Genomic DNA, 25219 nt, shown 5'->3' on the forward strand with positions numbered 1-25219 from the left:
CGAAGAACAACTCATGAGCGACATTCTATATAGTGAAGTACCTGCTGTAGACCTTAAGGACTTTACTTCCCATGACTCTGTGCTTAGAGATAACTTTGTGCAAACTCTGGGTGATGCCTTTGAGAACATTGGTTTTGTGGCGGTAAAAAATCATGGCTTGTCTGATGGCATGACAGAAAACCTATATCGCTCAGTCAAACAGTTTTTTGCTCTACCTGAAGCAATCAAGCTAACCTATGAATTAGAAAACATTGGCGGACAAAGAGGCTATACCGCCAAAGGTAAAGAACACGCCAAAGGGCGTAGTGTAGGAGACTTAAAAGAGTTTTACCACATAGGACAAGAAATAACCGACGCAGACATAGCTCGTCTGGGATACCCCAAAAATATATTTCCGTTAGAGATACCCGAATTTGAAGCCGCCACTGTTACAGCCTACCGCACTTTAGAAACAGCAGGAGTAGAAATACTTAGAGCGATCGCAATTTACTTAGACTTAAACGAGTTTTATTTTGACGAGCGGATAAAATTTGGCAACAGCATCCTCCGCCCGATCCATTATTTTCCGATTAGCAACCCCCAAGATATTCCAGCAGATGCAGTACGGGCTGCTGCCCACGGTGATATCAACCTAATTACTCTACTGATGGGTGCAAGTGCCGAAGGGTTACAAATTTTACGTCAGGATGGGAAATGGATTCGGGTTACTGCTGTGAGCGAACAAATAGTGGTTAACGTAGGAGATATGCTGGAAAGACTGACCAATAAAAAACTCAAATCAACTATTCATCGGGTAGTCAACCCACCAGAGAAATTAGCTCACACGCCACGATACTCTATTCCTTTTTTTCTGCATCCAGTCTCGGATATGAATCTTAGCTGTTTATCTTCTTGCATTGATGAACATCATCCCAAGCAGTTTGCTGACATTACCGCAGGAGAATTTCTTAACCAACGTCTACGAGAAATTGGCTTAATTAATTAAAGTGTTAAGACACAAAAAACGATCGCCCTTTAGTAGAAGAGCGATCGTTGAAAAGCTAATAGCTAATAGCTAATAGCTAATTAAGCCACGCTAAACACTAAAACAAACCCCAAGACTGCGCCAAACACAATTAGGGCATAGAATTGGGCTCGACCATTTTCGAGGTATTTTAAGCCTTCTCCACTAAGGACAGCAGCCAAACCAGTTAGGTTAACTGCACCGTCTACGACGCGGTAATCTACCTCCATGATTTGTCTGGCGATACGACGTATACCCATGACAAATACTTTGTCGTAAAGGTCATCGAAATACCACTTGTTAAGAGAGAAACGGTATAGGGTAGGAACTTTTTTGGCGATCGCACCAGGATTGATAGTTTTAGTACGATACATTAATGCTGCCACAATTATTCCCGTTACGGCGATCGCTACTGATAATCCAGCCATGATCAAAAATTCATTCCAATCAAAAGCGTGTTCAGTCGCTGAAGCGACAATTTCGCCTGGGGCATGAATAAACTCTTCAAAGTAATTTTCCCAAGGACGACCAAGTAAACCAATACCAATCGAAGGTACGGCTAATAATAATAAAGGTAGCGCCATAGTTAAAGGAGACTCATGAGGATATTCGCTGTGACCATGATTGCCTTCTTTAGCATCCATTGCACCAGGACCAAAAGCCAATCCTGCTTCACTCATTAACTGTTGCTTAACTGCTGTATCGTTCCCGCGAAACTGACCCTCGAAAGTCATAAAGTACATACGGAACATATAAAAGGCGGTTAAACCAGCAGTTGCCCAACCAATAAACCAGAGAGCGGGATTAGCTGCCATAGCCTGTCCCAATATTTCGTCTTTGGACCAAAAACCCGCAAAGGGAGGTATCCCACAGATTGCTAAATTACCGACAAAGAAAGCACCAGCAGTAATCGGCATATACTTCCTCAAGCCACCCATCAGACGCATATCCTGTGCTATTAGAGGGTTATGTCCTACTACCCCTTCCATGCCGTGAATTACTGACCCAGAACAGAGGAACAGCATGGCTTTAAAATAAGCGTGGGTCGTTAGATGGAACAAACCAGCACTGTATGAACCAATACCCATTGCCATTACCATGTAGCCCAGTTGAGAAACGGTCGAGTATGCTAGACCCTTTTTAATATCATTTTGGGTTAGGGCTATACTCGCACCGAGGAAAGCGGTAAAAGCACCAGTCCAGGCAATAACTGACATTGCCAAAGGTACATTTTCAAACACGGGATACATCCGCGCAATCAAGAATACTCCCGCAGCTACCATAGTGGCAGCATGAATTAAGGCTGAAATTGGAGTAGGTCCTTCCATTGCGTCTGGTAGCCATACATGGAGGGGAAATTGAGCCGATTTGGCTGCTGGCCCTAAAAAGACCAGAATGGCAAATAAGGTAGCTAAAAATGCGCTGATAGCCCCAGAAGAAACAAGCTCTCCCAGGCGATCGCCCATCACGCTAAATTCAAAACTGCCAGTTGCCCAATATAGCCCCAACATCCCCAAAAGTAGACCAAAGTCACCGACGCGGTTCGCGACAAATGCTTTTTGACAGGCATCGGCAGCAGCTTGGCGATCGTACCAAAAACCAATTAGGAGATAGGAACACATCCCTACCAATTCCCAGAAAATATAGATCTGTACCAAATTAGGGCTAATTACCAACCCCAACATCGAAGAGCTAAATATACTTAAGTAGGCATAAAAACGGACATAGCCAGGATCGTGTGCCATATAGCCATCGGTATAAATCATCACCAAAAAAGCTACCGTGGTCACAATCACCAGCATCATTGTACTGAGATGATCGATAGTGTAGCCCATTGAAAGATGAAAATCTCCTGCCGAAGCCCACTCAATTGTGCGAGTCACAGTTTCATGCCCGTGAATTTGACTCCACAAAAGAGCAAATGACAGCACCATTGTGGCACCAATGATGGACACGATAAATACGGCAATTATCTGACGTAAATTGTTTGTTGCCTTGTTTACAGAAATTAAGCCAATTCCTACTAACATTGCTCCTAGTAAAGGTAGCACGGGAATTAGCCAAGCATATTGATAAAGCGGTTCCATGTTTAGCTCTAAATATAAATTGCTTAACTACAAGAGATGATTAACGTTAATTATTGTTACATATACGATTCCTTAAGGATATATTTAGAGATGGATATTTTGTCTTGAGAAGTATATTTATTAAGCTCGATCGCAATAGAAAAAAAATTGACTAGCTGTACCCGTGTTCGGTTAAAAACGAGAGGCTAATTGCTTCTGGTTGGGATTCGTTAGGTAGACGATGAGCAATTAGGCGATCGACGTATTTACCTAAAATATCGCTTTCGAGATTAACTAAATCTCCTGTTTGTAGATAGCTTAAATTAGTTTCGGCATAGGAATGAGGAATTACGGCTGCGCTAAACCAACTGCCATCAGGAGCGCATTCAGCGACTGTCAGGCTAATCCCGTTAACGGCAATACTTCCTTTTGATACCAAATAACGACCTATTTTTGATTGCCACTGTTCGTCCATTCCCGCAGGTATACCAAAGCTAATTGACCAGGAAGTGGCAGTAGATACTGCTTCAAGTAGGCAACCGATCCCGTCGATGTGTCCTGTGACAAAGTGTCCGCCAATTTTGCTTCCCATACGTAAAGAAGTTTCTAAATTGACATATTTAGCAGCACGCTCGCGATCGCCCAAAGTAGTCCTGGCTAAAGTTTCAGGAGAAGCAGTGGCAATAAAACCTCGCTCTTTAATTGTTTCTACCGTTAAACACACCCCATCAACGGCTACACTATCACCAATTGACAAATCAGACGTAATTGCAGCGTAATTGGGGTTAATGACCGATATTTCAAAGGTATCTTGACCATGGCTCTCAATTGAACCCAAAGACTGTACCAGACCTGTAAACATGATCGTATTTCTTTGACTGGAGTAATTTAAGTGTTATTTTTTCTTGAATAGTACAGGCAACAGCGAAAAACTGAGGCATACTGTGATTAAACAGTAACATTTAGAACAGCTTCGTTCTAGTTTTCAACCATATTTGAGGTTGAAAGATGCCAAAAACATATTTACATTTATTTAAGGGTAGATACGTTTAAATTTTGCTACCTATCGCTCTTATAATCTCAAGCCTAATTACTTCAGAGGTTAAATCAATGATTGAAATGAAAATTGCAGGCATTGTCTTAAATGCTGCTAGTCGCAGTCCGATGATTTTACTCAAGGACAGTTCAGAGCGTAGAGCCTTACCAATTTTTGTTGGTCAAGACCAAGCTGACGCTATTATTAAAGCCCTAGAAGGGCATCGTCCATCTCGTCCTCTAACTCACGATTTGATTGTTAATATCTTTAATGACTGCAATATTACCCTAGAACGAATTATTATTCACTCTCTAATCGATGATATTTTTTATGCAGTACTTTGTATTGACTCAAACGGAGTCAAAAAAGAAATTGATTGTCGTCCTAGTGACGCAGTTGCGGTTGCTATACGTACTGAAAGTTCTATTTGGGTACTAGAAGAAGTCGTTGCTGATGCTTCAATTCCTGTAGATCGTGATGCTGATATTGCCGAAAGAGAAGCATTTAGAGAATTTATCTCTAGCCTCAGCCCTGATCAGCTAATTAACAAGGGAGGCTACAGGGAACAGCATTAGTATTGCTAATTTAGCATAGCGAGTAAGATAAATGCGTCAGAGGCGGTTTGGTAAAACTAATCTCAATTTATCGGTATTTTCTTTGGGGACAATGCGTTGTTTGGCTTCTCCCCAAATCTGTCGTCAAACTATCAAAGATGCGATCGCTCTAGGGATCGATCATTTGGAAACTGCCAGAGGCTATGGTCAGAGTGAGCGTTATATAGGACAGGCATTACAAGATTTGGCAATCCCACGTTCGCAAATTTACCTCACTACTAAGCTATCTCCTACTCCAAATAAGCAGCAAATGAGCAAATGGATTGATGAATCTTTGGCTCGACTGCAAGTAGATTATCTTGACTGTCTAGCAATCCATGGGATTAATACCTGGGAACATCTGGAATGGGTAACTAACTCCAATGGATGTCTGGCTGCGATCCAAACTGCAATCGAACAAGGAAAGATTAGGCATTTAGGTTTTTCGACTCACGGCAGCCTGGAATTGATCTTGGCAGCCATTAAGACGGATTTATTTGAATTTGTTAATTTACACTATTATTATTTTTTTCAGCGTAACTATTCGGCGATCGCTCTAGCAGCAGAAAAAGACCTGGGAATCTTGATTATTTCTCCTGCGGATAAAGGAGGCAAACTATACACCCCTCCAGCCAAGCTAGAAGAATTATGCGCTCCTGTTTCTCCCTTAGAATTAAACTATCGTTTTTTGTTGAGCGATCCGCGTATTACTACTCTTAGTGTCGGTGCTGCCAATCCAGAAGAATTAACTACTCCCCTACAGGTAGCCGATAAAGTTCATCCTTTGAGCAGCGAAGAACAGGAAATATTTAAAAGATTAGAAAAACAGTTAGAAAATAGTTTAGCTACAGATCTTTGTCGCCAATGCGATCGATGTCTTCCCTGTCCCGAACAAATTAATATTCCCGAAATTCTTAGGTTGCGCAACCTAACTCTTGCCTACGAAATGCAGGATTATGGACAGTACCGATACGGAATGCTCGAAAACGCAGGACATTGGTTTCCCGGTAAAAAAGGCGATAAATGTAGCGACTGTGGGGACTGCTTACCTCGCTGTCCAGAAGAATTAGCAATTCCTGCTTTATTGCGAGATGCTCATCAACGCCTTAAGGGTAAAGAACGTCGCCGATTATGGTCGGAGTAATTATTAGTATATTTATTCAAGTGTGTAAAAGCTAAAAGTGAGACAGTTGCGTCCTAAAGGACGACGCGAAGCTAGTCCTAAAGGATACCGCTTCGCATATGCTTTAGCATACCGCTCCGCATATTGTGGGGGTTCCCCCCATTGAGCCCTAAAGGACTAGCGGCGGTTTTTGGGACAGAATCTTCTGACCCAAAACGCGCCTTAGCTCCGCGTCGCAAACTGTCGAACCCGAAGGGCTAAGAGCTTATAAGATATATAGATTGACAGTCCAATATTTTACCAAGCGTGGAGCGTAAAGCCGTGTGGCTTTAGCCCACGGATATAAGCAAGCAACAGATTTAGAAGCTGTTGAGTCAAATTTATTTGGCAGTCCTAAAGGATTAGAAGTTCGCGTCACGCGGAGCTATATGCGAAGCGGTATGCTAAAGCCCGTGCATGATTCACGGATAAACCGCACTCCGCCCTTCGGTCACATTTGCCCGTGCATGATTCACGGATAAACCGCACTCCGCCCTTCGGTCTCGAAGCTTATCCGTGATAGACTAGCCCTAAAGGATTAGCGCCTGGAGGCGCGTCCTTTAGGAGTCCTTTAGGGCATATGAAATATTTATCGATACACTTTCGACCTCAAATCTTTATATATTAATGGCTAGAGCCATTGTAAAATAGAATTGTCTTCAGGTTGGGATGCCGTCGCACCGAAGTGAAAATTCTAGATGAAACAAGCTAGCACTTTTGAGGGGAAAATAGAGAGACAAGAGGTAGCGATAACTCTTTAAACAGCACAGTAACCGATTAAAGTCGGCGAATGAATTAGTCAACATAGCGTTGTAAACAGTAATTGGGAGTAATCCCCGTAAGGTAGGGCATACCTAAACTCTAGTTGCAATATACTAGTACGCTTGGAGAGCTATCCATGCATTGGACAACTAGATAGCAAGTGATATTCTAGTACGTTCGGATAGGACATAATCGTGTAAGACGTGATTAGATTTAGGTCGAAAGTGCAGTGATTAGCTCAAGAATCCCCGTTGTTTTTAACACGGCGAGTGTCAAAAATGGATACATACTCTATTCTTAATCAAACCCAGCGTCAGCTTGTTAGTGACGGTGAAGTCAAGCCGATATTAGCAGATCTTACTGGCAAAACCTTAGTTTTACTTTGGTCGCAGCTGGGAGACTTTGATAATTTAGAATATGCGTGGTGGCTCAAACGAGAGTCAGCAAAACTTGAAGCTAAAAAAATTGCGGTTAAAGCTGTGGGAATTGGCGATCGCAATTCGGGATTAAAATTCTGTGAATACACGGGTTTTCCCCCAGAGTGTTTGTCTGTCGATCCTACCGCCGAGATTCATCGACAATTAGGGCTTTATCAGGGATTAACCAGCAAAATTCCGCTTTTATCTGCAAAATATAGTGCTTTTTTGAATTTAATGCTGATGTGTGCGGGTATTGGTAGTCCAGGAACGCTATCTGAGGTGTTTCGGGGTTACACAGGCGATCGCGCTGCGCCACAGTTGATTCAAAATGAAGAAATTATTAAAAATACTCCCCTGCCAAATTTTAAAGGCTCGATATTTAAGCTGGCAGGCGGAGAAAACTTTCAACGTCCATTTGAACTTGCTACCCTCAGACTGCGAAACATGACGGAGGTGTTGAGTAACTGGAATACTTATGTTCCTGATGCGACTTATCTAACTCAGCGTGGCGGTACTTTTTTATTTAATGCTGATGGGAAATTACTTTATGAACATCGCGATCGCCATATTCTCGGTTTTGCTGCTAACATGAGCAATCCCTTGTCATTTATCAATGAATATTAAACAACTGGCGTTGCTGATTCATGTAATGAGGTACAAAATGCTACTGTTTTTAGTGAAGCACTTTCGTTGCGGGGGTTCCCCCCGTTGAGAAAAGTGCTGAACCCAAAGGGCTCTTAGCTTTTAATTTTTAAGTAGTTTTATGTTTTCAGTAGATAAGTAAAATAATTATTTAGCATTACAATTAAGCAATGCCAAACAATTTAGCCAGCTCAGATAGAAATTGTTTTTGAGCATCTCTTAATTCGGCGGTAGGACGCGCTTGTTGAACCAGTGCGATCGCTTTTTCTGGGTCTTCTTCTTCAGCAACCAAGTAAGCAGCAAGTAACGTTCCTGTCCTGCGATTGCCACTGGTACAGTGAACTACTACTGGTTGATTATCTTCTATTAATAGCTCGGCAAATTGAACAAACTGCTTGACCTGATCTACAGTCGGCGGTTTACCTCCTGTAATGGGTAGCCAAAGAACTTGAAATCCAGCCTCTTTATATTCTTCAATTCCTGAAGGTTCATCCATTACCGAAACAATACCTCGCATTCCTGCTTGATAAAGTTGGGGTAAATCTTCTAAAGGAGGTCGAGACATCCCTGCTAGTTTTTCTGGTACGAGCCACCAAACATAATCGGGATATGGTACTGAAACTGACATCGATATATTCTCCACAAGAGTCATTACATTATTTGATAAAAGAAAAAATCTTTTAAGAAATTTGCTGAAGATAGGAAAAAATATTTACTAAACAGCAACTAGCTTGAGGATTGTTAACATCACATCCACATCTAATGTTTACAGTCATGACGATACCGCTAATAAGAAAGCATCGTTAGCCCTATCATGACCCCTAAGCTGGCAATAGAACGTAGTTGAGATAACTAACCAATGCATTTAAACTGACTGCTCCAAATAGAACGATCGATACTGGTGTAAGACAGCAAAGAGCAGCGATCGCAGTTCCTAATAAGCTAGTAATCAGTGCTATTTTTGGTTTTATTTTTGTTATCCCGTTCAATTATTCCGCAGATTTTACCCTGACAAATTTCTGTAGCTACAGCCGATGAATCGGGTATTATGGTTTCAATTTGCTCGTACCGTTCGGAAAGTTCTTGGCGAAATGCCAACATTTCTTGAATTCGCTGTTCTAAATCATTAAGATGTTTCTCGACCATAGCTTTTAGATTGGCACAGGGAGCAACGCCTTTAGCCCTAATCTCAATCAGACTCTTAATTTCTTCAAGAGATAGTCCAAAATGTTTGGCTTTTTGAATAAACTGCAACCGTTGTTCGGCTTCTTCTGAATAAATACGATAATGTGCAGTATTGCGCTCAGGTTCATTTAACAATCCTAAACGTTCGTAATATCGAATTGTTTGAGTTGAAATCCTCATTTTGTGACTCAGTTCGCCAATAAGAAATCCTTTTTGGCTCATTATTGCCCTATTCCAGCAGCTATCAGCATTTCACGAGATACAGGCTTTTGATTCTGACAGCATTCAGCCAGTTGACCATTAACAACTACAGCAGGAATTCGATGAATTCCATAGTTCGCTTTTTTTTCAAGACAATTATCAGTGGTATATTCCTCACGCAAATCGTAGATTTTCACTTCACAATTAGAGCAAGCTAAATCTCTGACCAGTTTGACGGTTTCATCACATAGAGGACAACCAGCAGTAAATACTTCAACTAAATTCTTGGACATTTTAGACCTCTGTTTAAATCTTCCAAGATTAGTCTAAACTTTATACCTAACTATAATGTCAAGGGTTTATTCCTAACTTTTCTGTGAGCAACTTGACAAAAAAGCGATCGCCTCTTCAGTATGAAGACGAATCTGGGGGACATCCCCAACTGATAAAATCCACCTATCTTCAATTTGTTCTAATTTCCAATTCCGATCTGATCGTTGGGACAGAATTAGCCAGTAGTTTGATTCCTGGCACCGAGATAAAACCCAACGTTCTGGCTTGACTAACTACTGGATCGAGCAATTTGAAATCTAAAGCTGAATTTACCACCGTCATTAAAACTTTAAATTAACCTCATTAAAACTAGCTTAAGCGAGATACATTTTCTCCAGAGGCGCTAACTAAATTGGTCAATTAATCTAGCCACTCGCTCTTTAATTTCATCTCTGACACGGTGAAACGTTTCAATAGGCTGTCTGTCTGGGTCATCTAATTCCCAATCTTCAAATACTGACTGTGTTACCCATTCAGCAGGTAAACCAGTACCACAGCCACACATGGAAATAACGGCATCGTAATCATCAGCCTTAAAATTACTCAAAGGATCTGAGGTTTGCTTACTAATATCGATGCCAATTTCTGACATCACCTCAATAGCCGTAGGGTGTACTCGACTGGCTTCTAAACCAGAAGATGTTACTTCTATTTTGCCCTCTCCTAATGCTCTGGGGAAACCTTCAGCCATTTGAGAACGACAGGAATTACGACGACAGACAAACATAACTTTTTTCATGGTTTTTAAAACTATTTATTGGCTGTTAATTCTTGGGCTTTTCTCTCGCTGTAACGGTCGGTCAAATAATCTACCCGATCTCGTAGTAGTAAGGTAAATTTATATAATTCCTCCATCACGTCTACTACCCTGTCTCGGTAAGCAGAATCTTTCATCGTGCCGTCTTCATGGAACTCTTGATAGGCTTTAGCTACCGAGGATTGATTGGGAATAGTAAACATCCGCATCCACCGTCCTAATATCCGCAGAGTATTAACGGCATTAAACGACTGCGAACCACCGCTAACCTGCATCACTGCTAAAGTTTTGCCCTGAGTTGGACGTACCGAGCCAATAGTTAGAGGTATCCAGTCGATCTGATTTTTGAGAATACCCGTAACATTGCCGTGCATCTCGGGAGAAGACCACACCTGACCTTCGGACCATAGGCTCAAGTCTCTCAACTCTTGCACTTTGGGATGGGTTTCTGCTACCTGTCCTCGTAGTGGTAGTTCTTGGGGATGAAAGAATTTAACTTCTGCCCCCATATCGGTAATAATTCGGGCTGCTTCTTCTGCTACGAGACGACTATAAGAACGCTCTCTTAAAGAGCCATATAAAAATAGAATTCTCGGTGGATGGTCGAAATTGGTCATGGTTAAATCTGTACTACAGCAAAGTTATCGATAAGGACTTGCACAGCGAGGGTCGAGTAAGGTCGCTTTTTCGGGTTGTCTGGGAAACCAATTAGCTGTGCGCTTACAGAATTCCACCAGCATCAACATTACCGGTACTTCAATCAGTACTCCTACAACTGTTGCTAAAGCTGCACCAGAATTAAGACCGAATAAAATAACTGCCGTCGCGATCGCAACTTCAAAATGGTTACTTGCCCCAATTAAGGCAGCGGGGGCTGCATCTTCGTAATGAAACCCTAATTTCAAGGCTGCAACGTAGGTAATAAAGAAGATAAAGTTAGTCTGTAGAAATAACGGTACGGCAATTAAAAGAATATGTAGAGGATTATTGACAATTAATTCCCCTTTAAAAGCAAACAGCAGAACTAGAGTTAAAAGTAATGCTGCGATCGCCACTGGAGAAAGATAGTGCAAAAACTTCTCTTCAAACCAACGTCTTCCTTGATGGTGAAAAATCCAGTAACGGCTGAAAACTCCTGCTGCTAGAGGTAAACCGACATAAATCAAAACTGATAAAACAATCGTTTCCCAAGGTACAGTAAGATTATTAGCTGAAAGCAACCATTTACCCAGAGGTGCATAGAGAAACAGCATCGCTAGGGAGTTAACTGCTACCATTACCAAAGTATGTCCTTGGTTACTGTAGGATAAATAGCCCCACATCAGTACCATTGCCGTACAGGGAGCAATCCCTAGTAAAATCGTCCCTGCTATATAGGAATTAGCCAGGGTAACTTCTACACCCCGTATTAATTCTGTTTCTGATAACCAAGATTGAAATAGCCAACCGAGGAAAAACTGAGAAAACGCCACCATTGTAAAGGGTTTAATCAGCCAGTTGATTACCAAAGTTAATAATACTGGTTTCGGAGATTTTGCGGCTTTTTTCGCTTGGGAAAAGTCAATTTTCACCATGATCGGATACATCATGAAAAATAGACAGATAGCAATAGGAATTGAAACGTTATAAACGCTCATCGCATCCAAGGATTGAGCCACCCCAGGGAAAAGTTTGCCTAAAGCAATCCCCGCAACAATACACAGAGCTACCCAAAGAGTAAGATATTTCTCAAAGAAACTAAGCTGACTGCCAGCTTTAACAGCTTTAGCGTTGATTTGTGAGTTTTCTGGGTTCATAGAAATTACTTGTTTAAGAATTAATATTGGGCTTGTCTCCGCAAGAGTTCGGGTATGCTTACATTGAACTGAGATTGACCATCAAAAACAGTTCCTACTTCACCTCTGTAAAAGGTAACTTCATTGATTTGATAAGCTTCATCAGGTAGGGGAACATAGCCTACTTGACTAACAATCTTTGAAGCATTTTCGAGATAGAATTCTGTAAATCTAACCAATGCCTCATTTTCTCTAGCAGCAGCGTTGACGTAGACAAATAGAGGACGAGCTAAAGGTTGATACTGAGATTGCTCGACTGTTTCTACTGAGGGTAAAACTGCTCCTTCCCCGCTATCAACAGCTACAGCTTTCATTTCAGCAGCACGTTGTTCGTAGTAAGCTAAACCAAAGTAACCCAAAGCATTAGGATCTTGGCTTACTCCTTTTACTAAGACATCATCATCTTCACTCTTGGTAACATCGCTACGACTTGCCCCTGCTTCTCCGACTATAGCTTCGGTAAAATAATCAAAAGTCCCTGAATCTTCACCAGGAGCATAGAAATTAAGCGGTGTATCGGGAAAACTCGGTCTTACCTGATTCCAACGAGTAATTTTTCCTTGAGCGTCGGGCGACCAAATTTTAGCCAACTCTTCGGTGGTAATCGAACTAAGCCAATTGTTAGCTGGATTAACAACTACAGTCAGCGCATCAAAAGCTACGGGTAACTCTATGTATGCCACCCCTGCTTCTCGGCAGGCTTCCATTTCTTTTAGTTGGATTGGACGAGAAGCATTATTAATCTCGGTTTCTCCACTACAGAATTTATCAAAACCACCACCAGTCCCCGAAAAATTGACCTCAATATCTACTGGTTTCTTTCGACTGGCTTGATAATCTTCGACAATTTTCTGAGTGATGGGATAGACGGTACTAGACCCATCAATCTTTATTGATTGGTTTTCTTGAGCAGTTAGAGAGTTAGTAAAACTCAGCCAAGCTACTGTTAACCCTAAACTAACAACCAGAATTGAGGTTAATTGTGTTTTGTCTCGAGCATTCATTTTTACTTACTCCACTAGAAATCGCAGGAGTAGTTTTATCATATATCAAGTTTAGTTGATATATAAAAAAATGTTGATGCGTTAGATTCTAAGGTGTAGAGTTTTAATTTAAACAGCACCAACTATGACTATATGCGTTTATACGCTCGATAAAAGCCTTAAAAAATTACTTACAGCTTCTCGCTGGTAATATGTCGCCCAAACGTCGATATTCAGCCAAATACTGTTCGAGAATGACAAATTGAGCCAAATTAAGACTATAGTACATCCAACGACCTTCTTGACGAGAACGAATTAAGTTAGCTTCTTTGAGATTTTTGAGATGAAAAGATAATTTGGATTGGCTAACCTCAAGTTTTTCGCATAGTTCACACACACAAAGTTCTTGAGAACGCAGTAGTTCAATGATTTGTATTCTCAAAGGATCCGAAAGCGCGCGAAAACCTGCCCAAACCAAAGTAGAGTCTTGAGTAGTAACTTGTTGCATCAAAGTTTGTTGATATGTTTTTTTTATTCTAATCAATTATTAATTGACCAGCTATCCGAAGTCTAGTTATCAAATGTTTTTTTCCGACGCTTAATTATCCAGTAAATAGAAGTTATGAGAACTAAGGTTAAAACGATCCAAGAAAATGGTTTGAGATATATACTAATCCGTTCGTAATTTTCACCCAAAATATAGCCTGAATACGTAAGTAATATTACCCAAACAATTGAGCCTGCTGTTGAATAAATCAAAAAAGACAGCAAAGGCATTTTGCTAATCCCTGCGGGAATAGAAATGTAAGTTCTGATTCCTGGTACTAAACGACCGATCGCAGTTGCTGCATAACCTCGGCGATCGAACCAGCGTTTTGCTTTCTCTACATCTTCTCCAGATACTGTTAACCATTTGCCATGCTTATCGGCAATTTTTTTGGTTCGCTTTAAGCCCCAGTACTTGCCTAAAAAATACCAGGGAGTCGCTCCAAGTACCGATCCGATCGTTCCAGCCATGACTACAAATATAAACTCTAGTTTTCCTTGAGTTACAGTGAAACCAGCCAAAGGCATAATCAATTCAGAAGGAATTGGCGGAAATATATTTTCTAATGCCATTAATAAAGCAATTCCTATATAACCGAGAGAATTAATTGTATTAATAATAGATTCAAACATTTAATTATTATTTGATAACTTTAATTGAGTCAGGTTTTTCAAGATCTCAATAATTATTGTTAGAAAATTGAAAATTTTTCTGATTCGCAATTTATATTCGATCGCTCAAACATAAATTTAGTCTGTCTTTGCCCAGGGTACTCAAGAACTTGATTTGAGCGTGAAGAGAATTTAGAATAAACAAAATTTATTGACAACTCGAGTTTCTTGGTTTTTCAGCTAAAGAACAACGTCACTTTTAATAAATTCCCACAATTTAATTGGTTGAAGTTTATTGAAAGTTGATTAAAATATTAGCTTTTAAACAAACAATTACATTCTTATATTTTTAATATGTACAGTAATAAGTGCATCCCACTCTGGATGTAGATCGATCTAGCGGTTTAGTGAATTACCAAAGCATGATTAGTTTATTTCAGGCAAAAAATAATAGTGCTTATGAAGTATATTTGAACTATTATTAGAAAATATACGTAAATAGACTGCAAATCAAATTGAATTAAGTAGGATCACGGTTGATTTTGCTCTAAATAAAAAGCCTAATATAGGTTATAGCTCGAAATAAAACAAAGCTATTGCAGTAAGAATGCATTAAAAACCAGTCTTTAAGTGATTAGGAAATATTACTCAGCCATGAGATAAAGCAAATAATCACCCGATCTGGAAAATATTCATTTTTACATTTTCAATCATTTTAGTAAATCTGCAAGTATTACATAATTCAAACTTCTTGAGAGTATTTACTAATAATCACCATCCAAAACAATAGTGTTAAATAATTATTTCTACCCAGGAGTCCACCATGAAAATTCAGAATGTAATCGGAATTGATGGCTATACTTTATTGATTTATCGTTCTTTGGATCAGCTTTATCGTTTTAGTATTATTGACTTCTCAGGAATTGCATTTAACTTCGACAGCATCTTTCTAACCGCAGAAGAGGCAAATGTCAAAGGACGCGCAGCGGTAGAAATTGCCTGTGAATTTGATGGTAATCTTTAATAAGCTTGAGACATAATCAGAGCCAAAGCTTCGGTGCGATCGCTTAGGTAGATTGACGATTAAATGGTAACTTGTGCTACGAACAATAAAAGATTAAGTTTTTTAAATGAGCATTTTACCTATAATTAATGAATAAACTTCACCAGGTCTTAGTTAAACCCGAAGCTTGCTTCTATGGCTATCTAAAGTTTCTTTACTTGTCTGCTACATAAGTCTTTACCATTAATATTACCATTAATCATAGTGCGGCATTAATGAAAGGAGAAATAACCAGAACTCTATAGCTATCGAAATTGATTACTCATTTAGTTCCCTATGGCATTACTATTGATGGTCAACATACAGGTCGTTCTCGCAGTTGCGATTGAGAACTAATTAAATACTACGTTTTAAAACATGGTTTTTACGGTAAAAGAGGCTAAATCAGTTAATTTTGGTCAAATACGATTAGAAATACGCAATTTGCAGCAGAGTTTGGTAGAGTGGCGACGCAGACTGCATCAAAAACCCGAATTAGCTTTTGAAGAGCAGATTACGGCCGAGTTTATTCGGCAAAAACTTGAAGAATGGGATATTCCTCACCAAACCGAGATTGCCAAAACAGGCATTACTGCTACTATTTCCAGCAACCGTTCTGGAAAAGTTTTAGCAATTCGTGCTGATATGGATGCTTTACCAATTCAAGAGGCCAATGAAGTAGCTTATCGATCGCAACACGAGGGCAAAATGCACGCCTGCGGACATGATGGACATACAGCGATCGCTCTGGGTACAGCGTACTATCTCAATCAGCACAAAGCCGACTGGCAGGGAACGGTAAAAATTATCTTTCAGCCAGCGGAAGAAGGGCCTGGGGGAGCTAAACCCATGATTGAAGCAGGAGTCTTACGTAACCCCGATGTTGATGCCATTATTGGCTTACACCTGTGGAATAATCTGCCTTTGGGAACTATAGGAGTTCGCCCTGGAGCATTTATGGCTGCGGTGGAATGCTTTCGCTGCCAGGTTTTCGGGAAGGGTGGTCATGGAGCAATGCCCGATCAAACCGTAGATTCAATTGTAGTAGCCAGTCAGATCGTTAATGCCCTACAAACAATTGTGGCGCGGAATGTTAAGCCTTTGGATGCTGCTGTAGTTACCGTAGGAGAATTACACGCAGGCACAGCTTTGAATGTAATTGCGGATACCGCTAAAATGAGTGGTACGATTCGCTATTTTAATCCAGAATTAGAAAGCCTGATTCGAGATCGGCTAGAGGCAATTATTTCTGGTGTTTGTCAAATGCACGATGCAAAATATGAACTCAACCATTGGCAACTGTATCCCCCGACGGTTAATGACAATGCGATCGCTGAATTAGTTCGCTCGGTAGCAGTGGAAGTAGTAGAAACTCCTTTAGGAGTAGTGCCAGAGTGTCAAACTATGGGTGGAGAAGATATGTCCTTCTTTTTAAATGAAGTACCTGGATGCTATTTCTTTTTAGGTTCGGCTAATCCAGCCAAGGGTTTGGCATATCCACACCATCATCCCCGCTTTGATTTTGATGAGACTGCTCTGAGCATGGGAGTAGAAATGTTTGTCCGTTGTGTAGAAAAGTTTTTGAATGATTGAAAAATCGCTATCGCTGTGATCGAGGGATAATTTGACCGTGAACGGTCAAAAGTATTATCTTGGCTTATCTATCTACAGTAAAAGAACTCGTTTGAGAATTTTTAAAATACTGATAGGTAGTGCGGGATGCCTCCTGGATAAATTCTTTAGCCTCAAGAGAATTATCTGGACGTTTAACTAACATAGAAGCTATGTAGCGTTTCCCGCTGGGCATATCAATAATGCCAACATCTCCCAACACAGGCTTGATATCTCCTGTTTTATGAGCAATAATTGCGTTTGATTCTAAACCTTCGGGTAGCAAAGTATTTCTGACGATATTACGCATAATATATAAAAGCCGATCGCGCGATCGCGAAGAAATTATATTTCCATTGTCAATCTTGACTAGTATATTGCCTAAATCTTCAGGGGTAGTGGTGTTAGTTCCAGTTAAATCTGGCAAGGGATTTCGCAATCTAGTTGCTTTTAAACCCATTTTGTCAAATCGCTGGTTTAATTGCTCCATTCCCCCTAAGCGTTTAATTAGCATATTAGTAGCAGTATTGTCACTAATCGTCATCATTTTATCGGCAGTCTCTAAGGCAGAAAACTTAGTTCCTGCTTTTTCGTACTGCATATTGCCAGAGCCTTCAGCAATAACATCTTCAGTAATGGTCAAGGGTTCTTCTAGCTTAATTTTGCCTTGGTCTACATCCTGAAAAAATGCTACCAAAATAGGCAGTTTGATCGTGCTGGCAGCAGCAATTATTGCGTCTCCTTTAATACTGACAAAACCTTTAGTATCTAGATCCACGATAAAAATTTCAGGCTCAAGGTCAGGATAGCGGGCGGCTAACTGCTGTAAATTAGATTTGAGAGTAATTAGTTCTTTGCCTAGTGATGCGATCGCAAATAAGTCATCCAATTTACTCTTAGTCTGGGAATTTGCTGCTACTGCGGTAAGAATATGAGAATTGTCTGGAGCGGCAGTTTTGAACGAGCCTGCTATAGAAACTAATGTCCCCAAAATTGTACTTAATCCCACGGCAATTGTTATGGCATAGATAGCCGAACGTAAAGCCAATCGAGGTTTTTTTGGTTGGATAAGTGAATTTTTTTTAGCACTACCAGATTTAGCAACAGGATTTTTTTTAGCAGCTAAGCTTGGCTTTAGTCGCGGATTATTATCTACTATTGCTTTGGCTTGAGCTTTTTTGCGCTTAGATTTAACTAAATTCTTAGCTCCAGCAGAATCACCTTTAAAATTGAATAAGCCGCGACCTTTTTGATTGACTTGACGCTTAGATCCAGCTTTAGCACCTATAGCTCTGGTAAGAGGATTTTTGCCTTTGCGATTCACTCTCAACTCCTGGAAAACAATTACAAATTAACGAAGTCAGAGATTACTCTGGCTATAGATCACGAGGGTAAAAAGGTTTGAAGTAAACTTGCTAGCGCAACCACTTTGAAGCCCGATTAACGACGAAACAAGATCCGCTTTGATCGCCGCTGTCATCTCATACTAATCCATTCCAATGGTAAGCAAAAAAGATGCAAGCTTCTACCGCTTAGTAATTCCGTATTCTCAGAAAACTTAAAACTTTTATGGTATGTGTAACTTTTAGGCAGCATTTTTGACCCGCTCTTTAAAGGTCAAAACTTAGCTTACTATTTTTCTATTGCTTTATTTTGTCCCACCCTAACTTTTACAGATATCCACGTTGTTCTTTAAGTCATTAACGGTATGATTTGCAGTCATAAAACAGTATGTGATGTTTCCCAAATAAATTACATTGATAAAATTACTGATTTATCCAAAAAAATCATGTATCAATATCAGTATCATCATTAATTAATCATCGGGTGACTTTGATTGATTGCGGTTTGCCCAGCGAATTTGACGCAAAATGCCCCTTAGCATAGCTACCTCTTCTGTCTGTAAATTAGCCTTATTGTATAAGCGACGAAACTTTTCCATTTTGATAGAAGCAGTATGAGAATATAAATAGCCAATTTCCAAAAGCAACGCCTCCAAATCCTGATAATAACCTTCTAATACTTCAATTGGCGCGTTAGTAGTTAGCGTAGACTCGATCGCTGGCTGGGGTGGAGGTAAGACTAATGGTTGAGAACTACGCTCAATTTTTAGCCAGGCTTGATAAAGTTCATAGGCGCAAACAGCTACCGCTTGAGCCAAATTTAGCGAGGGATAATCAGGGTTTGACTCGATGCAAACAAACCTTTGGGCATATTTTAGTTCATCATTACTTAAACCTCTCTCTTCTGCACCAAATATCAAAGCAGATTGAAGACCAGGCGTGAGTAACTGGGGAAGTACTATCGAAGGAGATTCCAGCTTAATTGGCACACTGCGAGAACGAACAGTAGTAGCGATCGCTTGATGACATCCAGCTAATGCAGCAGGTAAACTACTAGCAATTTGGGCGTTGCCTAAAATATCCACCGCATGAACCGCCATCAGCCTGGCTGATTCAGAATCACGATCGCACTTAGGATTGACTAGCACCAGTTTAGTCAACCCCATATTTTTCATAATTCTTGCGATCGAACCTACGTTCAACGCCCCCGCCGGTTCGACTAAAACAATTCTAATATTCGCTAACAAGTTTTGATTCATTTGTTTAAATTACACCTGATTTGAGTTAGCTTCGTTGGTATTAAACTTTTCTTAGCTGTTAGCTTTTCCTAAAGGACGACGCGAAGGACGCGCCTCCAGGCGCTAATCCTTTAGGGCTAGTCCTAAAGGATACCGGTCCGCATATGCTTTAGCATACCGCTACGCATATAGCTTCTTGCTCAAAAGTAACTTTTGATTCTCACTAGACATGGTTTATGAGGAATAATGAAATGATGTTATGTTCGTGATCCTCGACCTTTTATTTTTTATCCTTTAAGACATGGCTCGACAGCGCAATAAATCAGATCTGCCGACTAAAATTTGCCCTGTATGCGATCGCCCCTTTACTTGGCGTAAAAAGTGGGAGAAATGCTGGGATGATGTCAAATATTGTTCGGATCGTTGTCGCCGTCGTAAGCAGTCTGTCGATAGCGAATCGTAAACGAAAATACTCTCAGACTCAAAGACCTAAAAATATTAATTAAGTAACCGTCAATAACACTATTATGTCTGTTAACCAAGTACAGCCCAAGTTAATCATTCACGGTGGCGCAGGAGGGCATTTAAGAAGCGAAAAAGGAGAAGCCAAAGTTCGACAAGCACTTCATTTGATTATTGAAGAAGTTTACGATCTGCTGGCTTATGGAGGTAGTGCTATTGATGCTGTGGTTATGGGATGTCGGCTATTAGAAAATCAGCCGACTTTTAATGCGGGTACGGGTTCGGTTCTACAGTCCGATGGTCAAATTCGCATGAGTGCTGCTTTGATGGATGGTGTCAGACAACGCTTTAGCGGCATAATTAATGTTTCTCGCGTCAGACATCCAATTGAACTAGCGGAGTTTTTGCAGGGAGAAGACGATCGCGTGATCTCAGATTATGGTTCAGGAGAACTAGTGCGGGAATTGAATGTACCTGTATACGATCCGCTGATCGAAATCCGCCTCCAAGAATGGATACAGGAACGAGATGAAAATTTTGATAAGGATACGGCGGGAGTAATTGCCGAACAGGCATTAATTCATGAACCCCGCAAAGGCACAATCGGCGTTGTAGCACTAGACTGCAACGGTAAGATTGCAGCAGGAACGTCTACGGGGGGGAAAGGTTTGGAAAGAATTGGTCGAGTTAGCGATTCAGCAATGCCCGCTGGTAATTATGCCGATGCTTCTGCTGGAGTAAGCTGTACGGGTATCGGCGAAGATATTATGGACGAATGTTTAGCTGCCAAGATTGTAATCCGCGTTACCGACGGAATGTCCTTAGCCGATGCGATGCAAAAGTCGATGAGCGAATCTCGTAGCCGTAAACGAGATTTGGGGGCAATTGCGATCGCTGCCGACGGCACTATTTCTTGGGGTAAAACTAGCGAGGTGATCTTAGCTGCCTATCATGATGGCAAAAAGATTGGCGATACACTCAACTGGAATAATTCAGATCTAAGCGGCTATCAATCAGGTAATTAGCAATCATCTACGTAATACTGCTCCATCTTGCTGCATTGTGCTAAGTAATGAAGGGGATAATTTACTTAAATCGACATCTAAATCTACAAGCGATGCTTGGCTGAAATTGGGATAGGGATTGGTAAGTTTCCAGCGAAAAGTGTACAAAATTTCCCATTCTGCTGTCTGCTTTGTGGGGTCATATTGTTTGACTCCAACCAAGTTAGTCACAAAGTCGATCGCTTCTCCTGGTTGCAGGCGATAATCTACGGGAGAATCTTGAAAGACTAGTTCAAATTGCCCTAGGTTATTGGGATTTTGAAAATGATGACGAGGTTGACAGCGATCGCACTGGACTAAATCCCAGTAAAAAGGTAGCTCGTCTGCTGAATCATAATTATATCCACCTTTTGGTGGATCGTTGTATGGTGTATGTACTACCTGCCCCGCTTTGTTGGTAATGCCATAGGGGTCTTTTTCTACATAGTTCACCCAGTTAAAATGGTCATAGTTTAAACTTGAGGCTAATTTATTAAGATCGATGTTTTGACCTTGGCTATTTTTAGGCGTAAATTGAGTAATTATTTTCGGACCAATAAATTGATGCGTAATATCTTGAGCGTAAGCAAAGCTGTGGTTTTTTCTCAAAAATTTATCACGTTCGACTGAGGCATTTTTTCCAGGTTCACTTACACTTACTTTGGTGTCTAAAAACGGGGAAAATATGACGCAAATAGTAAAAATACTTAAAGACAAATTTTTAAACTTCATTTAGGTCGATCAATTGAAACTTGGTTAATACACCCATGCTATTACGCATTTTTACTTAAGGCATTACACTGAGCTTTAATTGATGAAATCTTGATACGGATCGCTTGATGCTTGATATTTCCTTAATGAAAAAGCGAAAAAGAACGTACTTTAGGTTATTAAAAATCTCAAAAATCAATGAACTTACGTAAAGTCGGGAGATTACTCCGAGAAACTTTTAAACAGTGGCAGGAAGACAAAGCATCTCGGATCGCAGCAGCTTTAGCCTATTACACGGTTTTTTCTATTTCACCTTTACTGGTAATTGCGATCGCGATCGCGGGGGCGTTTTTTGGGCAGCAAACGGCACAGGATCAAATTATCGCTCAGGCAACCGATTTAGTCGGAAAAGATGCAGTTAAACCAATTTTGTTGGCGCTAGATAATATAAGTCAGCCAGAAATTAGGGGAATAGCGTCTTTAATTAGTATTGGAGTTTTGCTACTTGGTGCTTCAGGAATTTTTGCTCAACTGCAAGATGCTTTAAATACGGTTTGGAAAGTTAAACCACAGCCAGGGCAGGGCGTTGGCATATTTATTCGCAAGCGCATATCTTCTTTTTTGATGGTGTTAGCGATCGGTTTTTTGTTGATTCTGTCTTTGATACTTAGTGCTATTGTCTCTGCCTTGAGTAAGTATCGAACCGACTTTCTCCCTGGTTCGGCAATTCTTTGGGAAAACTTGGATTTTATCGTCTCTCTGGGCTTAATGACTTTTTTATTCTGCCTAATGTTCAAATATGTTCCAGATGTTAAAATTGCCTGGAAAGATGTGGTGGTTGGCTCAGTAATTACCGCCCTGTTGTTTTTGTTCGGTAAATTCTTATTAGGCGTATATATTAGTAAGGGCAGTCTGGGTTCAGCCTATGGTGCTGCTGGCTCTTTAATTGTCTTTCTTGCTTGGGTATATTATTCAGCCCAAATTGTTTTGCTGGGGGCAGAATTTACTCAAGTTTATACGCGGATGTATGGTTCAAAAGTACGGGCAAGAAAATATTCCCAGATTGATTAAGTTATCAAGTTATAGTCTGTCAATCAGGTTGAAATAGCTGTTGAAGTAGTTATAGCTGTCATTTGTTATTTGTCAGGTGATTGAAAATTAATTAGATTGCTCTAGTGCTGAAGATTCGCTGGATTTTGCCAGATAAATGCCAACTAAAATTAAAACTAAAGCAATACCGTTAGTAATGCTGATTTGTTCGGCAAATATAATCCAAGCTAGTAGAGCAGTAATTAAAGGTTTTAGCAGGGCAAATATGCCTACAAAACTCGAAGAGAAGCGTTTGAGACTGTAGACAAGTAAACCCTGTCCAAAAGTCTGGCAAATAACTGCCAAGGCAATTATAATTAACCAACCTGACCAGGAAATAGGTAAAATTTGAGTATCTGTGAGGCAAACCACGGGCAAAACCATCAAAGTACCGCAACCACATCGCCAGAACAGCACTTTGTCAGTAGTACAATCGCGATCGCGTAGGTAGCCGACAATCAAAATATTTGCTCCATGCAGGGCAGCAGAAAATAGAGCCATACCATCACCCAGCAAATGAGCTGTACCCAACTGTAAATCATCCCAGCCAATTGCCATTCCCCCAATCGTTGATAACATCATGCCCAAAATAAATTGGCGATCGAAGCTTTGTTTTAAAATTAACCATGCCCCTAAACTAATAAACAAAGGAGTAAGACTACGCAGTACAGTTGAACTAGCAACACTGGTCTGAGTTAGAGATATTGCCCATAAGACGGCAGAAAAAGTGGCGCAAAGACTAGCCAAAATCAATAAACTTGCTTGTTTATTCTCAAAAAAAGCTACTTTTGCGGGAATTTGCGGAAATTTGGGGTCAGTTTTAGTTAGTTGCCAACAACCCGTAATAATAGTGGCGATCCAGAGACGATTGAAGATGGTTGCAGTAGGGCTAAGTTCTATCTCGCTGAGTTTAGTAAATATAGGCGAGAAAGCCAAAGCAATGACGGCTATAGTTAAAACTCCCAAACTTAAAACATCTTTAATTAGCTTGCTTTGAGATGAATAATTGATTTCATCAGGAGAGGTTAATAAAATATTTTTATTCAAGTTAATTTGATGTTAATCAGATATTGATAGTTGCTTAATTCGATCTTAACCATAGCATCTGAAAGTAAAATATAATTGCTGCTTCAACTAGCCTTTAACTATGTATCTGAGCATCTGACTATTCATGTCTGCTATAAATCAGAATCAACTCCGTAGCCTTTTACCCCGCTTCTATCGATTGGCTACCGTAAGCGTTTTATCTAATATGATGGTTCCTTTAGCTGGATTATGTGATACAGCTTTTTTGGGACATTTACAAGATTTGAAACACTTGGCTGGAGTAATTTTGGCAAGTATTTTGTTTGACTACCTTTATCGTATTCTTAAGTTTCTACGTAATAGTACTAATGCCATGACGGCACAAGCAGTAGGAGAAGAAGATCGCGACGGGGTTTTGTTAGCAGGTTTACGCAGTGGCTTAATTGCCATAGCGATCGCCTTACTGATTCTAATTTTGCAATATCCGATTCAAAAGCTAGGATTTTTACTTTTGTCTGGCACACAGGATATTGAACTGACTGGGGTGGAATACTTTAACGCGAGGATTTGGGGCGCACCGGCAGTATTGCTCAACTTTGTGCTGATTGGGTGGTTTTTAGGCAGAGAAAAAAATGGTACTGTACTGTTGATTTCAGCGATCGCCAATGGCTCAAATGTCTTGTTAGACTACCTAATGATCTCTCGCTGGGGTTGGGAGAGTATGGGGGCAGGTTTGGCTACCGCCCTTAGTCAATATTTAGCTTTATCAATCGGTTTAATCGCGATCGCGATAACGTTCAACTGGCAAGATTTCAAACAGTTATTACCACAAGTTTTAGAACCTCAGGCATTACAGAGTGCTGTTACTCTCAAGGCAAATATTCTGATCCGTTTTTTAAGTTTAATTTCTGCTTACGCAATTTTTACCAACGGTCCGTGCCGTCTCCGTCGTTTTATATGCCCTAAAGGACTAGCTTCGCGTCGCGGAGCGGTATCCGTGATAGACGGCGGAGTAATCTGTGACTAACCTTAGTGCTGGTATTAGCACCGAGTTGCTAGCAGAGAATGGATTGTTGTTGCAAATTGCGCTGTTGAGTCAGTTTACGATTCAAGGAATTGGCATGACGACTCAAACTTTAATTGGCAATTTCCAAGGCAAAAGCGATATTACCAAACTAATGCCGCTGATGGCGATCGCAATTATTAATAGCTTACCTATTGCCCTAATGTTCGCGCTGGTATGTTGTCTTTTCCCGCACACATTGTTTGGCTTGTTAACCAGTCACAACGAAATCAACCAGGGAATTACTCAATATACCGTTTGGTTGTTGCCTCTTTTAAGCTTTACCGCGATCGCATTTATGCTAGAAGCTTATTTTATTGGTTTAAAAGCAGGCGCGGTATTACGTAACGCTTCCTTGATTGCTTTCTTATCTGGCTTTTCTTCCTGTTGTTACTTCTGTCTGGTATTTTGGTAGCGTCGATCTATTGTGGTTTTCTCTCACTGTCTATATGTTTG

Annotated in this window: 28 protein-coding genes; 13 read left to right on the forward strand and 15 right to left on the reverse strand. The window is 40.5% G+C overall.

The features are described from left to right. Positions 1 to 13 precede the first annotated feature (13 nt). The gene (locus tag V6C71_17515; GenBank protein ID HEY9770261.1) at positions 14 to 985 is read left to right on the forward strand and encodes a 2-oxoglutarate and iron-dependent oxygenase domain-containing protein; all 972 of its coding nucleotides are present in this window, start codon (positions 14 to 16) and stop codon (positions 983 to 985) included. An 80-nt stretch (positions 986 to 1065) separates the two neighbouring features. Here the strand turns inward: V6C71_17515 and V6C71_17520 are convergent, their stop codons facing one another. After that, positions 1066 to 3090, reverse strand: coding sequence for an NAD(P)H-quinone oxidoreductase subunit 5 (locus V6C71_17520; GenBank protein HEY9770262.1), 2025 nt, complete (start codon positions 3088 to 3090; stop codon positions 1066 to 1068). Positions 3091 to 3241: 151 nt separating this feature from the next. Then, positions 3242 to 3931, reverse strand: coding sequence for a riboflavin synthase (locus V6C71_17525; GenBank protein ID HEY9770263.1), 690 nt, complete (start codon positions 3929 to 3931; stop codon positions 3242 to 3244). Positions 3932 to 4179: 248 nt separating this feature from the next. On the opposite strand from V6C71_17525, the gene V6C71_17530 reads away from it, so the two are divergent. The 4 genes from V6C71_17530 (at position 4180) to V6C71_17545 (ending at position 7665) form a co-directional block, all read left to right on the forward strand. Further along, positions 4180 to 4680, forward strand: coding sequence for a bifunctional nuclease family protein (locus V6C71_17530; GenBank protein HEY9770264.1), 501 nt, complete (start codon positions 4180 to 4182; stop codon positions 4678 to 4680). 31 nt (positions 4681 to 4711) lie between these two features. Then, the gene (locus V6C71_17535; GenBank protein HEY9770265.1) at positions 4712 to 5842 is read left to right on the forward strand and encodes an aldo/keto reductase; all 1131 of its coding nucleotides are present in this window, start codon (positions 4712 to 4714) and stop codon (positions 5840 to 5842) included. 302 nt (positions 5843 to 6144) lie between these two features. Then, on the forward strand, positions 6145 to 6342 hold the full coding sequence (locus V6C71_17540) for a hypothetical protein (protein ID HEY9770266.1): 198 nt from the start codon (positions 6145 to 6147) through the stop codon (positions 6340 to 6342). Between the two features lie 558 nt (positions 6343 to 6900). After that, positions 6901 to 7665 (forward strand): peroxiredoxin-like family protein, encoded by a 765-nt coding sequence (locus V6C71_17545; GenBank protein HEY9770267.1) that lies wholly within the window; start codon positions 6901 to 6903, stop codon positions 7663 to 7665. Between the two features lie 181 nt (positions 7666 to 7846). Here the strand turns inward: V6C71_17545 and V6C71_17550 are convergent, their stop codons facing one another. The 3 genes from V6C71_17550 to V6C71_17560 all read right to left on the reverse strand — a co-directional run bounded on the left by V6C71_17550 (position 7847) and on the right by V6C71_17560 (position 9362). Further along, complete coding sequence (locus V6C71_17550; protein HEY9770268.1) at positions 7847 to 8311, reverse strand: dual specificity protein phosphatase family protein; 465 nt, start codon at positions 8309 to 8311, stop codon at positions 7847 to 7849. Between the two features lie 314 nt (positions 8312 to 8625). Beyond that, positions 8626 to 9090, reverse strand: a complete 465-nt coding sequence (locus V6C71_17555) for a MerR family DNA-binding protein (GenBank protein ID HEY9770269.1) — start codon at positions 9088 to 9090, stop codon at positions 8626 to 8628. Beyond that, entirely contained in the window at positions 9090 to 9362 is a 273-nt protein-coding gene (locus V6C71_17560) for a thioredoxin family protein (GenBank protein ID HEY9770270.1), read from the reverse strand. Before V6C71_17560 ends, V6C71_17555 begins: the two co-directional genes overlap by 1 nt. Positions 9363 to 9445: 83 nt before the next feature. Between V6C71_17560 and V6C71_17565 the strand changes: the two genes are divergently transcribed. Further along, a complete protein-coding gene (locus V6C71_17565) occupies positions 9446 to 9631 on the forward strand; it encodes a hypothetical protein (protein HEY9770271.1) in 186 nt (61 codons plus the stop codon). Between the two features lie 114 nt (positions 9632 to 9745). On the opposite strand, the gene arsC is transcribed toward V6C71_17565, so the two are convergent. The 6 genes from arsC to V6C71_17595 form a co-directional block, all read right to left on the reverse strand. Then, positions 9746 to 10141 carry an arsenate reductase, glutathione/glutaredoxin type gene (gene arsC, locus V6C71_17570; protein HEY9770272.1) on the reverse strand — a complete coding sequence of 132 codons (396 nt, stop codon included), beginning with the start codon at positions 10139 to 10141 and terminating at the stop codon, positions 9746 to 9748. A gap of 11 nt (positions 10142 to 10152) precedes the next feature. Beyond that, positions 10153 to 10776, reverse strand: a complete 624-nt coding sequence (arsH, locus tag V6C71_17575) for an arsenical resistance protein ArsH (GenBank protein HEY9770273.1) — start codon at positions 10774 to 10776, stop codon at positions 10153 to 10155. 24 nt (positions 10777 to 10800) lie between these two features. Then, positions 10801 to 11955, reverse strand: a complete 1155-nt coding sequence (arsB, locus tag V6C71_17580) for an ACR3 family arsenite efflux transporter (protein ID HEY9770274.1) — start codon at positions 11953 to 11955, stop codon at positions 10801 to 10803. Positions 11956 to 11975: 20 nt separating this feature from the next. Beyond that, complete coding sequence (locus tag V6C71_17585; GenBank protein HEY9770275.1) at positions 11976 to 12998, reverse strand: PstS family phosphate ABC transporter substrate-binding protein; 1023 nt, start codon at positions 12996 to 12998, stop codon at positions 11976 to 11978. Between the two features lie 166 nt (positions 12999 to 13164). Continuing rightward, positions 13165 to 13485 carry a metalloregulator ArsR/SmtB family transcription factor gene (locus V6C71_17590; protein ID HEY9770276.1) on the reverse strand — a complete coding sequence of 107 codons (321 nt, stop codon included), beginning with the start codon at positions 13483 to 13485 and terminating at the stop codon, positions 13165 to 13167. 62 nt (positions 13486 to 13547) lie between these two features. Further along, positions 13548 to 14156, reverse strand: coding sequence for a DedA family protein (locus tag V6C71_17595; protein HEY9770277.1), 609 nt, complete (start codon positions 14154 to 14156; stop codon positions 13548 to 13550). Between the two features lie 802 nt (positions 14157 to 14958). Between V6C71_17595 and V6C71_17600 the strand changes: the two genes are divergently transcribed. Then, positions 14959 to 15159, forward strand: a complete 201-nt coding sequence (locus V6C71_17600; protein ID HEY9770278.1) for a hypothetical protein — start codon at positions 14959 to 14961, stop codon at positions 15157 to 15159. Between the two features lie 396 nt (positions 15160 to 15555). Then, on the forward strand, positions 15556 to 16770 hold the full coding sequence (locus V6C71_17605; protein ID HEY9770279.1) for a M20 family metallopeptidase: 1215 nt from the start codon (positions 15556 to 15558) through the stop codon (positions 16768 to 16770). Between the two features lie 64 nt (positions 16771 to 16834). Here the strand turns inward: V6C71_17605 and V6C71_17610 are convergent, their stop codons facing one another. Both V6C71_17610 and V6C71_17615 read right to left on the reverse strand, forming a co-directional pair. After that, a complete protein-coding gene (locus V6C71_17610; protein ID HEY9770280.1) occupies positions 16835 to 18112 on the reverse strand; it encodes a serine hydrolase in 1278 nt (425 codons plus the stop codon). 492 nt (positions 18113 to 18604) lie between these two features. After that, positions 18605 to 19390, reverse strand: a complete 786-nt coding sequence (locus V6C71_17615) for an RNA methyltransferase (GenBank protein ID HEY9770281.1) — start codon at positions 19388 to 19390, stop codon at positions 18605 to 18607. Positions 19391 to 19670: 280 nt separating this feature from the next. Between V6C71_17615 and V6C71_17620 the strand changes: the two genes are divergently transcribed. Together V6C71_17620 and V6C71_17625 are read left to right on the forward strand one after the other, a co-directional pair. Then, positions 19671 to 19832, forward strand: coding sequence for a DUF2256 domain-containing protein (locus V6C71_17620; GenBank protein HEY9770282.1), 162 nt, complete (start codon positions 19671 to 19673; stop codon positions 19830 to 19832). Between the two features lie 64 nt (positions 19833 to 19896). Beyond that, positions 19897 to 20856 (forward strand): isoaspartyl peptidase/L-asparaginase, encoded by a 960-nt coding sequence (locus tag V6C71_17625; protein HEY9770283.1) that lies wholly within the window; start codon positions 19897 to 19899, stop codon positions 20854 to 20856. 3 nt (positions 20857 to 20859) lie between these two features. Here V6C71_17625 and V6C71_17630 read toward each other — a convergent pair whose 3' ends face one another. Continuing rightward, positions 20860 to 21606, reverse strand: coding sequence for a hypothetical protein (locus tag V6C71_17630; GenBank protein ID HEY9770284.1), 747 nt, complete (start codon positions 21604 to 21606; stop codon positions 20860 to 20862). A 177-nt stretch (positions 21607 to 21783) separates the two neighbouring features. On the opposite strand from V6C71_17630, the gene V6C71_17635 reads away from it, so the two are divergent. After that, a complete protein-coding gene (locus V6C71_17635) occupies positions 21784 to 22656 on the forward strand; it encodes a YihY/virulence factor BrkB family protein (protein HEY9770285.1) in 873 nt (290 codons plus the stop codon). Between the two features lie 87 nt (positions 22657 to 22743). Here V6C71_17635 and V6C71_17640 read toward each other — a convergent pair whose 3' ends face one another. Continuing rightward, positions 22744 to 23721, reverse strand: coding sequence for a DMT family transporter (locus V6C71_17640; protein HEY9770286.1), 978 nt, complete (start codon positions 23719 to 23721; stop codon positions 22744 to 22746). 124 nt (positions 23722 to 23845) lie between these two features. On the opposite strand from V6C71_17640, the gene V6C71_17645 reads away from it, so the two are divergent. Beyond that, the gene (locus V6C71_17645; protein HEY9770287.1) at positions 23846 to 24727 is read left to right on the forward strand and encodes an MATE family efflux transporter; all 882 of its coding nucleotides are present in this window, start codon (positions 23846 to 23848) and stop codon (positions 24725 to 24727) included. Continuing rightward, positions 24720 to 25178 (forward strand): MATE family efflux transporter, encoded by a 459-nt coding sequence (locus V6C71_17650; protein ID HEY9770288.1) that lies wholly within the window; start codon positions 24720 to 24722, stop codon positions 25176 to 25178. Before V6C71_17645 ends, V6C71_17650 begins: the two co-directional genes overlap by 8 nt. Positions 25179 to 25219: the final 41 nt, after the last annotated feature.

The sequence above is a fragment of the Coleofasciculaceae cyanobacterium genome, from assembly GCA_036703275.1.
Lineage (GTDB): Bacteria > Cyanobacteriota > Cyanobacteriia > Cyanobacteriales > Xenococcaceae > Waterburya.

What these genes read in the sequence shown, in the direction of transcription:
- V6C71_17620 (HEY9770282.1), top strand. Translation starts at nt 19,671, where the DNA reads ATGGCTCGACAGCGCAATAAATCAGATCTGCCGACTAAAATTTGCCCT.
- V6C71_17630 (HEY9770284.1), bottom strand. Translation starts at nt 21,606, where the DNA reads ATGAAGTTTAAAAATTTGTCTTTAAGTATTTTTACTATTTGCGTCATA.
- V6C71_17625 (HEY9770283.1), top strand. Translation starts at nt 19,897, where the DNA reads ATGTCTGTTAACCAAGTACAGCCCAAGTTAATCATTCACGGTGGCGCA.
- V6C71_17615 (HEY9770281.1), bottom strand. Translation starts at nt 19,390, where the DNA reads ATGAATCAAAACTTGTTAGCGAATATTAGAATTGTTTTAGTCGAACCG.
- V6C71_17600 (HEY9770278.1), top strand. Translation starts at nt 14,959, where the DNA reads ATGAAAATTCAGAATGTAATCGGAATTGATGGCTATACTTTATTGATT.
- V6C71_17545 (HEY9770267.1), top strand. Translation starts at nt 6,901, where the DNA reads ATGGATACATACTCTATTCTTAATCAAACCCAGCGTCAGCTTGTTAGT.
- V6C71_17560 (HEY9770270.1), bottom strand. Translation starts at nt 9,362, where the DNA reads ATGTCCAAGAATTTAGTTGAAGTATTTACTGCTGGTTGTCCTCTATGT.
- V6C71_17525 (HEY9770263.1), bottom strand. Translation starts at nt 3,931, where the DNA reads ATGTTTACAGGTCTGGTACAGTCTTTGGGTTCAATTGAGAGCCATGGT.
- V6C71_17595 (HEY9770277.1), bottom strand. Translation starts at nt 14,156, where the DNA reads ATGTTTGAATCTATTATTAATACAATTAATTCTCTCGGTTATATAGGA.
- arsH (HEY9770273.1), bottom strand. Translation starts at nt 10,776, where the DNA reads ATGACCAATTTCGACCATCCACCGAGAATTCTATTTTTATATGGCTCT.
- V6C71_17520 (HEY9770262.1), bottom strand. Translation starts at nt 3,090, where the DNA reads ATGGAACCGCTTTATCAATATGCTTGGCTAATTCCCGTGCTACCTTTA.
- V6C71_17645 (HEY9770287.1), top strand. Translation starts at nt 23,846, where the DNA reads ATGTCTGCTATAAATCAGAATCAACTCCGTAGCCTTTTACCCCGCTTC.
- V6C71_17530 (HEY9770264.1), top strand. Translation starts at nt 4,180, where the DNA reads ATGATTGAAATGAAAATTGCAGGCATTGTCTTAAATGCTGCTAGTCGC.
- V6C71_17590 (HEY9770276.1), bottom strand. Translation starts at nt 13,485, where the DNA reads ATGCAACAAGTTACTACTCAAGACTCTACTTTGGTTTGGGCAGGTTTT.
- V6C71_17635 (HEY9770285.1), top strand. Translation starts at nt 21,784, where the DNA reads ATGAACTTACGTAAAGTCGGGAGATTACTCCGAGAAACTTTTAAACAG.
- V6C71_17535 (HEY9770265.1), top strand. Translation starts at nt 4,712, where the DNA reads ATGCGTCAGAGGCGGTTTGGTAAAACTAATCTCAATTTATCGGTATTT.
- V6C71_17555 (HEY9770269.1), bottom strand. Translation starts at nt 9,090, where the DNA reads ATGAGCCAAAAAGGATTTCTTATTGGCGAACTGAGTCACAAAATGAGG.
- V6C71_17585 (HEY9770275.1), bottom strand. Translation starts at nt 12,998, where the DNA reads ATGAATGCTCGAGACAAAACACAATTAACCTCAATTCTGGTTGTTAGT.
- arsC (HEY9770272.1), bottom strand. Translation starts at nt 10,141, where the DNA reads ATGAAAAAAGTTATGTTTGTCTGTCGTCGTAATTCCTGTCGTTCTCAA.
- arsB (HEY9770274.1), bottom strand. Translation starts at nt 11,955, where the DNA reads ATGAACCCAGAAAACTCACAAATCAACGCTAAAGCTGTTAAAGCTGGC.
- V6C71_17605 (HEY9770279.1), top strand. Translation starts at nt 15,556, where the DNA reads ATGGTTTTTACGGTAAAAGAGGCTAAATCAGTTAATTTTGGTCAAATA.
- V6C71_17550 (HEY9770268.1), bottom strand. Translation starts at nt 8,311, where the DNA reads ATGTCAGTTTCAGTACCATATCCCGATTATGTTTGGTGGCTCGTACCA.
- V6C71_17515 (HEY9770261.1), top strand. Translation starts at nt 14, where the DNA reads ATGAGCGACATTCTATATAGTGAAGTACCTGCTGTAGACCTTAAGGAC.